Origin of the sequence: Planomicrobium soli (assembly GCF_003014655.1) — a bacterium.
Classification (GTDB): domain Bacteria; phylum Bacillota; class Bacilli; order Bacillales_A; family Planococcaceae; genus Planococcus; species Planococcus soli_B.
In genome coordinates, this window is record NZ_PYAT01000007.1 from 172,737 (window position 1) to 186,121 (window position 13,385).

The window sequence follows — 13,385 nt, forward strand, 5'->3', positions numbered from 1 at the left end:
AATAAATAAATTTCTTATTTTCTTAGGTTTCAACTTGAATAGGGTGGTATTTGGCAATAATCATATCTTCTCCGTCAGTTGAGAGAACTTTTAACGTTTCTTGAATGATGGCGATTGTTTCGTTCAATTCTGCTTCCGAAGCTGCGACAATTGTAATTCGGCCAAACATCTGGGTATAAGAGCCGGTAACAGCTATCTTATCTCCGGCCGAATTGTAGGTGATACAGGAAATGACGGCTGGCATTTGCGGTATTTTCTCTAAGCCGACGATTTTCCCGATTGTTCCTTCGTTCAACAAGATGGGCAAGTTGCAGGAAGGATAAGGCGTATAGGCATTGTCGAACATGCTCATATCATATTTTTCCAGACTCCTGCCTGTTAATAGATCAAGCATCATCTCTACTTGATTGATTCCCGTCTGTTTTTCAATAATAGAATAAAGTTGAGATCCTCCTAAGCGGAAGCCCATCTCATAAATATAGAAAGAGTCATTCTCATATAAGGACTGAATGAATATAACGCCATTTTTTATTCCCATGCCTTTCAGCATGGTTCTGACTTTAGAGTCCACCTCTTTGATATACTGCTCACGGTGTTGAGAAGGGAACACCATCGCAATAGGCAAGGGAGGGTGCTCCTTGAAATGCTTATGTACAAACCTGTCCACCACCGCATTTAAGATAATATTGTTATTTTGGATGGTATACAGTATTTGTATGCCATAAGCATTGTCAATAAAGCGTTCGATAATGGCTTTTTTGGATTTTGAGAAGCGGAGCGCTTTGGTGTAGCCGGCCCTTGCCTCGCTTTTGCCATAGCAGACCGTAATTCCTTGGCTGGCATAACTGTCGACAGGCTTGATGATCACCGGAAATTCCAGCGCTGACAGAAACTCTTCGCTCAAGTCGCCATCGATTTTATATTCTTCAATGACCGGTACACTGTAATTTCTGCACCATTCCTTAAATTTCCCTTTGTCAGAACAAATCTCCAATTGCTCGGCCGTTGCATAATAAGGCAAATTCAATTCTTCACATAACGCCAAAGCATTCCATGTATTGACGTCATCAAACGCATTGAAAACGCCATCCACCTTCTCGGCTCTAGCAATTTCAGCTAATTTTTCAGTGTCCGAAGTGCTGACATCATAGAATTTATCTGCATGGGTTTTGGCAGGGGATCCGGGTGTTCGGTCGGTTACAATCGTATAGTAACCGGAATTTTTAGCCGTTCTTATAACATCTATCATCTGGGTGATTCCACTTAGAAATAAAATCCGCTTCTTTTCCACTTGGCTCATCTAGAAGGCCTCCTAAACCTTTATATCATCAGCTTTGATACAATCCTTTCACCTTTTAGCTCAATCCTCCACTGTCCTGATCATAAAATTAAAATCCTGTGTAAAAGTTAAAAATTTACATATTTTTTGTGGCATTTTTACTATTATTCCAAAAGTACCAACACATATAGAAAGTGTCAACGTGTATTCTGAATTTTTAGTTACTTTAAAGACATATATAATGCTGAGTGCAGACAGATTAAAGGAGAGGAAAGCGAATTTAAGGAGATTAAGAAATTATTTATAAAGTATTTTCTTGCCGCCTCATTTGTCTGGTAAGCCTGTTAACGGAATTGCGATATTGTCTGTTGATTGTTTGTGCATGTGCCTGTGACCGGGCAAAATTTGACGGAAATCATTTCAGTCTCTCTAGTCGATACTACACGCAATGTTTCTTGTATATTTTTTATTGTCTGATTCAATTCGTCCGTCGACTGGGCAACGATGTTGAAGCGGCCAAGCATCTGGGAGTAGGCACCTATGACATCAATCGTATCCCCAACTTTACGGGTCATGACGTTTGAGACAACTTCGGGCATAGCTTCGACTTTTTCCAATCCAATAATTTCTTTGATAGTGCCAGTGTTCAGAAGAATAGGAAGATTATAAGAAGGGCGAGGCATATAGCCGTCATCAAATGTAGAAATATCATATTTCTCAATTGGGTTGCCGACTGAAAAGTCGAGCATCATTTCAAGCAGATTAATGCCGGTCTGTTTTTCGATAATTTTATAATGCTGTTCTCCGCTGAAACGGAATCCCATTTCATAAATATAATAAGACTCATTTTCGAAAAGGGCCTGGATAAAAACAAGGCCGTTTTCAATCCCCATGCCTTGGATCATCTTCCGGACTTTGGGATCGACCGTCTTTATATAGTGATCTTGATGGCGGGAAGGAAAAGCCATCGCTACCGGCAAAGGAGGTGCATCTTTCGTTTGTTTGTAGACGTATCTGTCGACAACACCGTTTAAGACAACCTGCCCTTTCTGAATAGTATAGAAAAACTGGACGCCATAAGAATTATCGATAAAAGGTTCAATGATAGCCGTCTTGGATTTTGAAAACTGGAGGGCTTTTTCATAGCCGCTTTTTGCTTCTTTGGCATCATGGCAAATAGTAATGCCTTTGCTGGCATAACTATCGACCGGCTTGATAATGACTGGAAAAGTCATTTGTGCAATTGTCTGTTCAGTCAAATTCCCTTCCACTTTAAACTCCTCAACGACGGGCACCCCATACTGCCGACAGAATGCTTTAAACTGATTTTTATTCGAAGCGATTTCCAATTGTTTTTTAGTCGCATAAAAAGGAAGTTGGAGCTTTTCGCAGAGCAGCAAAGCATTCCACGTATTAATATCTTCAAAAGCAGTAAAAATGCCAGCTACGTTTTCTGATCGAGCCATATCGCAAAGCGCGTCGATGTCGGCTGTACTAATATCGTACGATTTATCGGCGTACATCTTTGCTGGTGATCCATCAATATTGTCCGTAACAATAGTGTAAATCCCCATCTTCTTGGCAGTATTTACCACGTCAATCATATGGTGAATACCTCCAAGTATTAGCACCTTTTTTTGCGTTAGTTTCATTTGAAGACCTCCTGAGATTAATAAGCAACCACTTTGGTTAATCCTTTGCCTACTAAATAGCTATTAAAGAAAAATAGACTAATTCTTTTTAATCATATATTTACAGTATTTTAATACCAAGTTACCAGTGATGATGTATACTGTCAATGTAGTTATCAGAATATTTACATTACTGAAGAGGGGCGTGTCGCGGAAAAGCCAAGGGAAAATAAAAATTCATAGACCTGCTTTTTGGAGCTTTTTAATTTAACCTGTTTTTAACCAATCGGTCCTACTATTAATTTACTTCACAGATTTAGTCGTTGCTTAATATGAAGCAGCCAAGGAGGAAAAACAAAATGACAGTTGTTTCTAAGACTACAACACCAGACATCTTCTTCACACCGGAATGGGGGAAAGCCTACGAGAAGCATGATCATGGAGAAATGCGTGTTTTTGAAATGAAAAATGAAATGGGCCACGTTTTTTACCAATTCATTTTGAGGGCAATTCCAATCATGTTCGGCTCTATACTTTATTACGACACCATCACTTCTTTCGGTTTGAGCGGTCCTATCATTCTTAACTGCATTCCGGGAAAAAGAAAAGAATTAGCAGCTGCATTTGATAAAGAATTCCAACGATATTGCGATGAGAACAACATAATATCCGAGTACGTGCGGTTTAGTTCCTGGGTAAACAATGCGCAGGATTTCGAAAATTTGTATGGCATGGATAACCGCGGCATCACTATGTATATCGATTTGACAGTTGAAGACTATTTTATGCAGGAATTTAAATCTGGTACTCGCCAGCAAGTCAGACGCGCGCTGAAAAATGGTGTAGAAATCGAATACGATTACACTGGCGACAGCATAAAGGAATTTCACCGTCTTTACATGATTATGGCGAAGAAAAATGACATTCCAGACCATTATGTGTTTACTGAGGAATTGCTTGCGGAATCATTCCAGCATTTAGCAGGTAAACAGTTCATTGTTTACGCTAAATACAAAGGGCAATATATTTCGGGGGCGCTTTTTTTGCATCATGGAGATTATTTGCACTATCATTTAGCGGCAAATGATCCAGACTTTTTCAATTTCGCTGGCAACAGCCTGGTCTTAAATGAAGGCTGCCGCTGGGGAGTCGACCATGGCAAAAAGGAATTGCATCTTGGCGGCGCCTCGACTGACTCTTTGTACCGCTTTAAAAGGGGCTTTACCAAAACAGAACCCTTGGCAATCCTTACGGGCAAAAAAGTAAGAAATCCCAGACTTTACGAAATTTTGACGAGTTATAAATTGAGCATGGCCAAAGACGTCGATTTAAACTATTTCCCTGCTTATAGAGGATAGAATCAGAGTGCTTCGATGACCGGCACTTTAATAACTTACGAAACGAGGCAATTGATTGTTCTGGTTGTTGAGGTCTTTTATAGTGGAACTAACATGAAAAAGATAAGGGGAGAAAAAGATGAATCCATTAGCGAAAAAGCGGGTAAAAGCGATTTTAATCGATACGATCGTTTCAACTGCTGTATCATCTGCTGCAGAACCACTGCTGCGAAAAAAAGTGAAAAGTGAAATGTTCTTTGCCTTAGCGGCTCCATCGCTCTTTCTTTGGGGACTGGAGTATGCCCAGCTTCGTCTAAACGGGCAAACACTCGGACAAAAAGCGATGGGAATTCGGCTTGAAAGCGATACCGGCGGCGAACTGACAGCCGAACAAATACTTAAACGGACCATACACCGCGATTTTGCCAGCTCTTTCATCTATTTAAAAGAGCGAGGAAAGTACGATGCATACGAAGGAGCAAAATTCCCTCATGATATTTATGCACATACAGTAGTAAAAGAACTTTAGGCATTGGGCGATTCCGTTTTTCTGGAATCGCTTTTTATATGCGGATCTTTCGGTGGATACTATAATGAAGGAAAATGGAAGGCGGTGCAGAAGTGAGATGAAGCTGTACAACGAGTTGGCGGAATGGTGGCCGTGGATGTCGCCGCATACGGAGTACGAAGAAGAAGCATCTCTGTATTTGGACATCATTCAGCGTTATCATCCGGACGTGAAACAGGCTTTAGAATTTGGATCAGGCGGTGGAAGTAATGCGTATTACTTGAAGCGGCATTTTGCCATGGTGTTGTCCGATTTGTCCCGGGAAATGCTGGAGGTAAGCCGGCGACTGAATCCTGAGTGTGAACACATCCAAGGCGATATGCGCAACATTGACGCAGGTTCCACATTCGATTTGGTCTTTATACATGACGCCATCACTTATTTTACTGCTACCTCTGATTTGCTGGCAGTCATGCAAAATGCCAAAAAGCACTTAAATAAAAAAGGCATTTTGTTTATTATGACCGATCAATTCACAGAAACGTTTCGGCCTGAGACAAGCCATGGCGGCATTGATAAGGACGGACGGGGTTTCCGGTATTTGGAGTGGACCGATGACAAGGATCCTGAGGACTTTGTTACTGAAACAGAGTATCTCTATATCATGAAAAATGAAAAAGGTGAGATCTTCAGGGAATCTGATAGTTCCATATCAGGCTTGTTTTCTATGGATACGTGGGAAAAGCTGCTTGCTGAAGCTGGTTTCAAAACCACATTCGAACGTATCCATTACACGACGGAGACAGGCATTTACTATGGAATGATAGCAGAACAACTTTCTGCGGAATAGGTTCTTTTGGGACCTGAAATGAGAAATGGCAGCCTTAAACGGCTGCCTGAATTGTTTATTTGTGTATCATTGAGATTAGGTATTCTCCAGCAATCGCGTTTTTCAAATAACTTGCAGTGATTTTTCAGCAGGTAATTGGTCCGGAAATCTTACCGGGAACTCCATTTGTGCAAGGTCCTGGTGGTACCAATCATCAAGCGCTCCTTCTTCAATAACTGGCACGTTGAAGGTTTGGCAATAGTCATTAAATCGGCAGCTGCTGAAGTAGCTTCTATATTGTTCGCTGACGGTATACATGGGAAGCCCCATTTTTTTGCACAAAGCCAAAGCATGCCATGTATTGGAATCATCAAAAACATTGAAGACCCCATCAATTTCTTCTTTTAAAACTATCTCAGCAAGCTTATCCATATCGTTCGTACTGCTGATATAAGACTTGTCCGCAAACTTTTTAGCAGGCGATTCCACCATATTGTCTGCGACAATTGTATACAATCCAAGTTTATTTGCGGTTTCTACAATCTCAATCATGTATGAAGCTCCACTAAGAATTAAGACTTTTTTCTTATTCATTATCATAATAATACCCCCTGATGTAAGAATGGCTGAGTAAGGGAAAGGTCGAAAGATAGAATGTTATCTTAATTCTGTTAAAAATGATTATTAATTATTAATCTATCAGTCTTTTTAACCAAAGTCAACAAATTGTCAGAAATTTAAAATAATAAAAAGAAAGGTTGTGAAGTAAAATATTTCCTTAATCCAGTTTTCTTTTATCGGCTCTGCCGGAAGTCTATACTAGAAAGGTGAAGTTGAGCCAATGGGAGGATAAGAATATGGAAAAATATCGCATTGATCCAAAGCGAGGGTTAGAATTTGGATTGTATACACTCGGAGACCATCTGCCAGATCCAATATCAGGCGAACGGATCACTGCTGGCGAACGAATCCATGAAATCATCGAACTTGCGAAGCTCGCTGAACAGGCTGGCATCGATTTTTTTAGCGTTGGCGAAAGCCATCAGGAATATTTTGCGACACAGGCGCATACTGTGGTGCTTGCGGCAATTGCCCAAGCAACAGAAAAAATCAAGATATCCAGCTCTTCTACCATTATCAGTACATCGGATCCGGTCCGCGTGTATGAGGATTTTGCGACAATCGACTTGATATCAAAAGGCAGAGCGGAAATTATTGCAGGACGAGCGTCGCGCATCGGCTTGTTCGAGCTGCTGGGCTATGACGTCCGGTATTATGAAGAATTATATGAAGAAAAGTTCGATTTGCTTCGGAAGATCAATGAAGAGCGGACGGTCAACTGGAGCGGCCGGTTCCGGGCACCGCTTAAAGATGCCGAAGTTCTGCCGCGGCCGCAAGACGGTTCGCTTCCGATTTGGCGGGCGGTAGGCGGCCATCCGGCTAGCGCGATCAAAGCAGGGCATGCCGGTGTGCCAATGATGCTTGCAACACTCGGCGGACCAGCTGAAAGCTTCAAGCACTCCATTGATGCTTTCCGAAATGCCGCTAAAGAAAGCGGTTTTGATCCGGCGGAGCTGCCAGTCGCGACAGCTGGGTTTTTCCATGTTGCTGAAACTTCTCAGCAGGCATTTGACGAAATTCATCCACATGTGGATAAAGGAATGATGAAAACGAACGGCCGCGGTTATCCACAATGGCAATTCATGCATGGAGCCAGTCCGCACGATGTAATGAATATCGGCAGCCCTCAGCAGGTTATCGAAAAAATTCTCTATCAGCAGGAAATGTTTGGCCATCAGCGCTATATCGCCCAAATGGATTTTGGTGGCGTGCCGTTCGATCGCTTGATGCGGAATATTGACATGATTGGAACGGAAATTTTACCGGCTATCAAGAAATACACGAAAAAATAATAAGTTAAGGGGTCTTCTTTTATGGAAGGCCTTTTTGTTATAGAGATCCGGATTCAAGCAGTAAAAAAGAATTATTTTTAGTATTAAATTTCCTTGCACCCTATAATTTTCCATCCTATAATTAATCAACCGCATAAGTGGGGGACATGGGAGAGACAGGGGAATGGTGAATAACATGAAAGCAAAAGATATTATGACAGCAGATCAGCTGATTGAAGCAATTCGCCAACTATGGGAAGGGCGCTCGCTCAGCCGGCTTCGCAAATGGCTTAACGGAATAGAGACAGAAGAAGAGTTCTACCGGTTGATTCAGCTGGCTGATCAGGCAGATCTCGACAATTACGGAAATTTTTTTGCGACTCAGGCATACAAGCGATTGGGGACGCTTCGTTCGTTTGCGTGGCATTGCGCTAGGCTATTAGAAACAGGGGAAAGCTTGGAAGCGGAAGAGCGGATGCGTGCCCGTCTGCAAAATGCTGCGGCCAATGAGTACACGACAGCGGATTTGGCAGCAGCACATGATTTGCTGTTTAAAGTGTTTTGTGTACTGAACCGGCTGCCGGAAGCAAAAGAAGAATTGGAGAAAATCGAAAAGACTAAAGGATTTATCTGGCCAGATCAGGAAGGGTTTTATTATATACATAGCGGGGATTGGGAAACGGCCGAACGCATTCTGAAAACTGCTTTGGCTCAAGGAGAATCAGAGCGCAGCAACTACACAAAGCTGCTTTACGTAGACTTTTTATCAATGGCTGGCCGTCAAGCCGAGTCTTTGGCCCTGTTGCAGGAATGGGAATTGGCAGAGCCGGAAAACTGGGCATTTCGCATTGAACAAGTGAGCAGGTTTTATCACCTGGAGCAATATGAAGAGGCACTGCATCTGATGCAGGAACTTAATCAGAAGAACCCATACAATGTGCGCCGCGATTATTTCATCTACCAGACAGCTGCCAGCCTGTATAAACTTGAGCGATGGAAAGAGCTGGATGGCTGGATCAGCAAGCATGAGGAAATTTTTAAAAGCACTATTTATGGAAAAACCGTCATCCAGCATGATGAAAAAATAAAACTGCTGAAGCTGACACCGAAGGTCCAAAAGATGAATTACTGTGTACCAGCTTCTCTCTCGCTCATCCTTGAAGCATTCGGAATGGATATCGGCCAAGACGAAATTGCTTCACATGTTTTTGATGTGACCGGGTCGAAACTCCGGACCACTTTAACTTATATGGAATCGCTGGGATTCAGAGCGCAGTATTTCAAAGGGAACGTAGAGTTATATAAACAGTTTATAGATGCAGGGGTTCCAGTGCTCCTTAGTATGATGATTGAAAATAGCTCACATGTGCAGGTGGTTGTAGGTTATGACGACCGGCTCCAAGGGCTTATCATCCAGGATCCGAATGACTCAGCGCCTTTTCTTCTTGCCTACTCAAAGGTGAAAACAGCTTATAAGTTGACGGATTCACTAAGCGTAGCCTTTGTGAAGGAAGAACAAAAACCACTTTTGGATTTTCTTGATGGCAGCGAGCACCATTTTTTTGATCAGTTGTATACGTTCTTAGATGAAACAAAGAACGATGAAAGTGAAGATTTTCTCCGCTTTTTGGACAGCCATATTGAAGAGCGTTATGCAGCGGTTGTCGGAATCGCTAGTTTGTTTACAGATGGAGCCCAGGCTTTTCACGAAAAATGGATAGAGCGGCTTCAGCTGGAATTCGGGAAAGAAGATGCGGAAGTGGCGCTTCTGGCTGCCCATATGCATTTTTATAAGAAGCAATTGCCGGAAGCGCTTGCTTGCCTTGCCCATGTAGATGAAAAACAAAGCCCTTATGCATTGTTTTTAAAAGGGGCCATTTTAATGGATCAGGACACTCATGAACAGGCAATTCCATTGCTGAAACAGTCGATTGAACTGGATCATTATCAGCCTGAGGCATACAGCCATCTTGCTCGGTGCTATTTGGAGACAGGCAAGGTTTACCAAGCATACAAATGGTCAAGTATTGCACTTGAACAACTGCCGTCTGATTTATTTGTACAGATTACTCACAGCCTGATTCAGTATGAATCAGGAGCGTATGTAAAAGCACTGGAACGTTTCCAGAACCTTAGTGAAGAACATCCGGAAGATGGGTATTTTGTTTATGAAATCGGCCGGTGCTTCCAGCAGCTTGGGGAAGAAGAGCAAGCGATTGCAGCCTTCAAGCGGGCAATCGAAATAGACTGTGCCTTGCCGTACTCTTATCTGAGAATCGCTGAAATTCAAATGGAAGCGAAAGCATGGAAAGAAGCGGAAGAAATTATCAATGAAGGCATCAGCCAAGCTGAAAAAGTGGACATTCTGCATATATATCGGGGCCACATTGCAGTAGAGCAAGGACGGTTCAAAGATGCGGAAACGGAATACCGAAAGGCGCTGGAGCTAGATCCAGAAGATTTATTTGCTGCTACGCATATCACCCATATGCTCCTTAAACAAGACCTGTTCAGGGAAGCGGGGGAGTGGATCGGTCAACATATTGAAAAGGCGGACACCGGCTATTATATCCGCACAGCATCGATGCTGTGGGAAGAGTGGCCCGGATATACAGGGAAAGAACAGGCGGTATCGTTGCTCGAAAAAGCACTTGAGAATCCCGGACAGGAAGGGTTTCATGACATTGCCGGACAATATGCCGAGTTCGGGGAAAATCCGTATTTCCGGCATCGGGTGCTGCAAAAATTCAAGAGTTTAAGAGAAGCAGGTCCTGATGAAGTATTGCTCTGCATGGAGGGGCAACTTCATGAAGAAGCCGATAACTATCGCTATGCCCGGAAACTATATCAGCAGGCGGTGGGAAAAATGGAATATCCACTGGCCTACTACCGCCTAGGATTGCTGGAAGAAAAAAGCGGTAAATACGAAGCGGCTATCAACCATCACATTCGTTGCGCAGATTTAGATCCAGGATTCACCGCTGCCTATGAAAGTTTGATGCGCAATTACATGGCCCTTGAAAACAAAGAGCGTGCATTTACTGCTGCATTGGTTGTACTAGAAAATGATCCGCTGGAACTTGATTTAGCAGAATTGTTCCTTTTGGCGGATACCGAAGCAGCAGTTTCTGCCATCTTAAAAAGAGTTGAGAAAATTACTGAAAAAGTGCCGGCAGAATGGCTGCTTATGGTCGAGGCACATTGCATGGAGAAAGAAGGAAAGATCAAGGAAGCTGAAAAATTGCTTTTGCAAGCAAAAGCGGTAAATAAGGCTTATACGTCTCGGTTTGAGCATGTGGAATTTTGTGAACGCAGAGGAGATTTCAAACGCGCAGCGTCCTTATTGGAAGAATTGATGGCTGACTATCCGAGTTTGGCAGGATTATATGCAAAATATATCGACATGCTGGTTGGAATCGGAAAGACAAATGAAATCGGCAAACGGCTGAAACGAAAACTTTCCGGCGAGGATTTGGCTATTGCGAAAACTTATTGTGCGGATTTCCTGGCGCTGTGGTTTGAAGAATTCGAGCAGGAAAAGCCAAAAGGTTTGATTTCGAAGATGCGCCATCACGCACGTTCGCTGCGGACCATCACTACCCTTATCACCTTATATGAAGAGGCCATTAAAAAGCTGCCGGAAAATGAAATGCCGGTCATGCGCTTGGCAGAACTATACTTGAGCAGGGAAATGGTGCAGGAAGCTTTAGATGTACTAAAACCTTTTGTCGAACGGACAAGCAATTATGAAGCGACTTTGCTGCAGATTCGAGCGACGCTTCAGCTGGCTGAAAAAGAAGAATCATATAAAATTGCCCGGGCAGCTGCTGTCCAAGCACGAAAGCTTCATAAAGAGCACTCATACGATGCACGCCTGTTGCTGCTTAGAGGAGAGGCGCTTACCGTTATTGATGAAACTGAAAAAGCGCTGCAGCAATATGAAGAGCTTATTAACCTCGAACCTTTCAACGCAGAAGGCTACATTCACTTGATGCATCTTTTAGCAGAGCGCCGTCCCAGCAAGGTAAAAGGATTTGAGGCGCGCTTGCCGGAAGAATTGGAAGGCCATGAATGGATCCGCCTTAATCTCGGAATGGTGTATATTGCAGTGGAAGAAGGCTTGAAGGCGCATGAGATTCTGTTGTCGCTGATGCAAGATGAAGAAGATTATTGGCCGGCCTATTACGAACTGGCCCGCGCAGAAATGATGCTTGGCAATAAACAGGATGCGCTAAACCATTTGCGTTACCTCTTACGTCAGGAAGAGGGCAAGCACTATATTCTGTCTGTCAATGATGATCCACTGTTTGAACCTATTATAGAAGAACTAAATAACCAGGTCGGCGAATTTGCCTGACTAAAGCTAGAAATGCCTTCCGGTTGATAGAGTCGACTGGAAGGCTTTTTCGTGTTTTCTATAATAAAAATTAAATAATTCAATATTTTTTTAAAAAAAGTGATCTAATCCTCTTCTTTCACCGTTTAGTTAGCAGAACAAAAAACAAAACAGAAAAAGGAGATGGTTAAAATGAAAATGAACAAACTTTTAGTTGCATTACCATTAACGCTTTCTTTATTAGTCCCTACTGCTGCACTTGCGGATAGTCACGGAGGACATTCCGAGAAGGGTGGGCATTCACAAAACGAGTCTTCCATGGAAGCAGGAACTGCAACACCCGCTGCTGAACTGCGGATTGCCTTGGACACTGTTTTGACGGAGCATGCATTCCTTGCAGTGGAAGCGATGAGAAAAGGCGTGGATGGCGCTGAAGATTTTGATCAGGCGTCTGGAGCCTTGCTTGCAAATGCCGATGATCTAAAAGCGGCTGTTGCGTCAGTATATGGAGAAGAAGGGGCAGCGCAATTTGATGAGATCTGGAAATCCCATATCGGTTATTTCGTCGACTATGTAACGGCAACAGCTGAAGACAACCAGGAAGGCAAGGACAAAGCACTTGCTGATTTGGACGAATATAAGAAAACCCAAGCAGAATTCTTTGATGCTGCAACCGAAGGGCGCTTGCCTGCCGCTGCAGTCGAAGAAGGATTGGACATGCACGTAGACCAGTTGGTTGAAGCATTTGATGCGTATGTAGCTGGCGACTTTGAAAAAGCTTACTCGCTAGAACGGGAATCGATCCACCATATGAGCATGTTTGCAGAAACGTTATCGATTGCAATCACGGATCAATTTGCTGACAAGTTCGAGAACACAAATCCGGATACACCGGCAATCGACCTTCGTGCACAATTGAACGCTACGTTCACTGAGCATGCTGGACTTGCAGCAATGGCGATGCAAGACGGAGCTGACGGAGCTGAAAGCTTTGAAGCAGCATCTGGAGCATTGCTGGCAAACGCTGACGACCTTTCCGCTGCTGTCGCTTCGGTATACGGCGAAGAAGCTGGCGCGCAGTTTGATGAAATCTGGAAGTCACATATCGGCTACTTTGTAGATTATGTAGTGGCGACTGGCGAAGGAAATGCTGAAGGCCAGGAACAGGCGAAAGCAGAGCTTGATGAATATATCGTCGAACAAGCTGCCCTTTTGGACGCGGCAACTGAAGGCCGAGTTCCTGCTGATGCACTTGAAGAAGGATTGACTGCGCACGTCGGCCAATTGCTGAAGGCTTTTGACTCTTACGTAGCTGGCGATTACGAGACAGCTTACAGCTCGATTCGTGAAGCATACGCTCACATGACAATGCCGGCAGCAGGTCTGTCAGAAGCGATTGTTGATCAGTTCCCGGAAAAATTCAGTGCCGCAGAAATGCCTTCTGAAATGCCGAAAACTGGAATGGGCGGAATGGCCGATTCATCTACAACACCATTCATGTGGATTCTAGCAGGTTTAATGCTAGCAGGCTTGACTACTACATTGGCATTGCGTGTGCGTAGACAATCTTAAT

9 protein-coding genes are annotated in these 13,385 nt (G+C 43.3%); 6 read left to right on the forward strand and 3 right to left on the reverse strand.

Translation table 11 applies throughout. From position 1 onward, the window contains the following. Positions 1 to 22 precede the first annotated feature (22 nt). On the reverse strand, positions 23 to 1,300 hold the full coding sequence (locus B0H99_RS10915; RefSeq protein ID WP_106533696.1) for an ATP-grasp domain-containing protein: 1,278 nt from the start codon (positions 1,298 to 1,300) through the stop codon (positions 23 to 25). A 323-nt stretch (positions 1,301 to 1,623) separates the two neighbouring features. Continuing rightward, positions 1,624 to 2,931: an ATP-binding protein gene (locus B0H99_RS10920; RefSeq protein ID WP_106533697.1), complete on the reverse strand. Its 1,308-nt coding sequence runs from the start codon at positions 2,929 to 2,931 to the stop codon at positions 1,624 to 1,626. A 338-nt stretch (positions 2,932 to 3,269) separates the two neighbouring features. Between B0H99_RS10920 and B0H99_RS10925 the strand changes: the two genes are divergently transcribed. The 3 genes from B0H99_RS10925 to B0H99_RS10935 all read left to right on the forward strand — a co-directional run bounded on the left by B0H99_RS10925 (position 3,270) and on the right by B0H99_RS10935 (position 5,605). Continuing rightward, complete coding sequence (locus B0H99_RS10925; RefSeq protein ID WP_181313653.1) at positions 3,270 to 4,268, forward strand: GNAT family N-acetyltransferase; 999 nt, start codon at positions 3,270 to 3,272, stop codon at positions 4,266 to 4,268. 118 nt (positions 4,269 to 4,386) lie between these two features. Next, positions 4,387 to 4,776 (forward strand): RDD family protein, encoded by a 390-nt coding sequence (locus B0H99_RS10930; RefSeq protein ID WP_106533699.1) that lies wholly within the window; start codon positions 4,387 to 4,389, stop codon positions 4,774 to 4,776. Positions 4,777 to 4,873: 97 nt separating this feature from the next. Continuing rightward, positions 4,874 to 5,605: a class I SAM-dependent methyltransferase gene (locus B0H99_RS10935; RefSeq protein WP_106533700.1), complete on the forward strand. Its 732-nt coding sequence runs from the start codon at positions 4,874 to 4,876 to the stop codon at positions 5,603 to 5,605. A gap of 102 nt (positions 5,606 to 5,707) precedes the next feature. Here the strand turns inward: B0H99_RS10935 and B0H99_RS10940 are convergent, their stop codons facing one another. Beyond that, positions 5,708 to 6,184 carry a hypothetical protein gene (locus B0H99_RS10940; RefSeq protein ID WP_106533701.1) on the reverse strand — a complete coding sequence of 159 codons (477 nt, stop codon included), beginning with the start codon at positions 6,182 to 6,184 and terminating at the stop codon, positions 5,708 to 5,710. Positions 6,185 to 6,441: 257 nt separating this feature from the next. Between B0H99_RS10940 and B0H99_RS10945 the strand changes: the two genes are divergently transcribed. The 3 genes from B0H99_RS10945 (at position 6,442) to B0H99_RS10955 (ending at position 13,384) form a co-directional block, all read left to right on the forward strand. Next, positions 6,442 to 7,497 carry an LLM class flavin-dependent oxidoreductase gene (locus B0H99_RS10945; protein WP_106533702.1) on the forward strand — a complete coding sequence of 352 codons (1,056 nt, stop codon included), beginning with the start codon at positions 6,442 to 6,444 and terminating at the stop codon, positions 7,495 to 7,497. Between the two features lie 163 nt (positions 7,498 to 7,660). Further along, positions 7,661 to 11,833: a tetratricopeptide repeat protein gene (locus B0H99_RS10950; RefSeq protein ID WP_245894503.1), complete on the forward strand. Its 4,173-nt coding sequence runs from the start codon at positions 7,661 to 7,663 to the stop codon at positions 11,831 to 11,833. A gap of 171 nt (positions 11,834 to 12,004) precedes the next feature. Continuing rightward, entirely contained in the window at positions 12,005 to 13,384 is a 1,380-nt protein-coding gene (locus tag B0H99_RS10955; RefSeq protein ID WP_106533703.1) for a copper amine oxidase, read from the forward strand. Position 13,385: the final 1 nt, after the last annotated feature.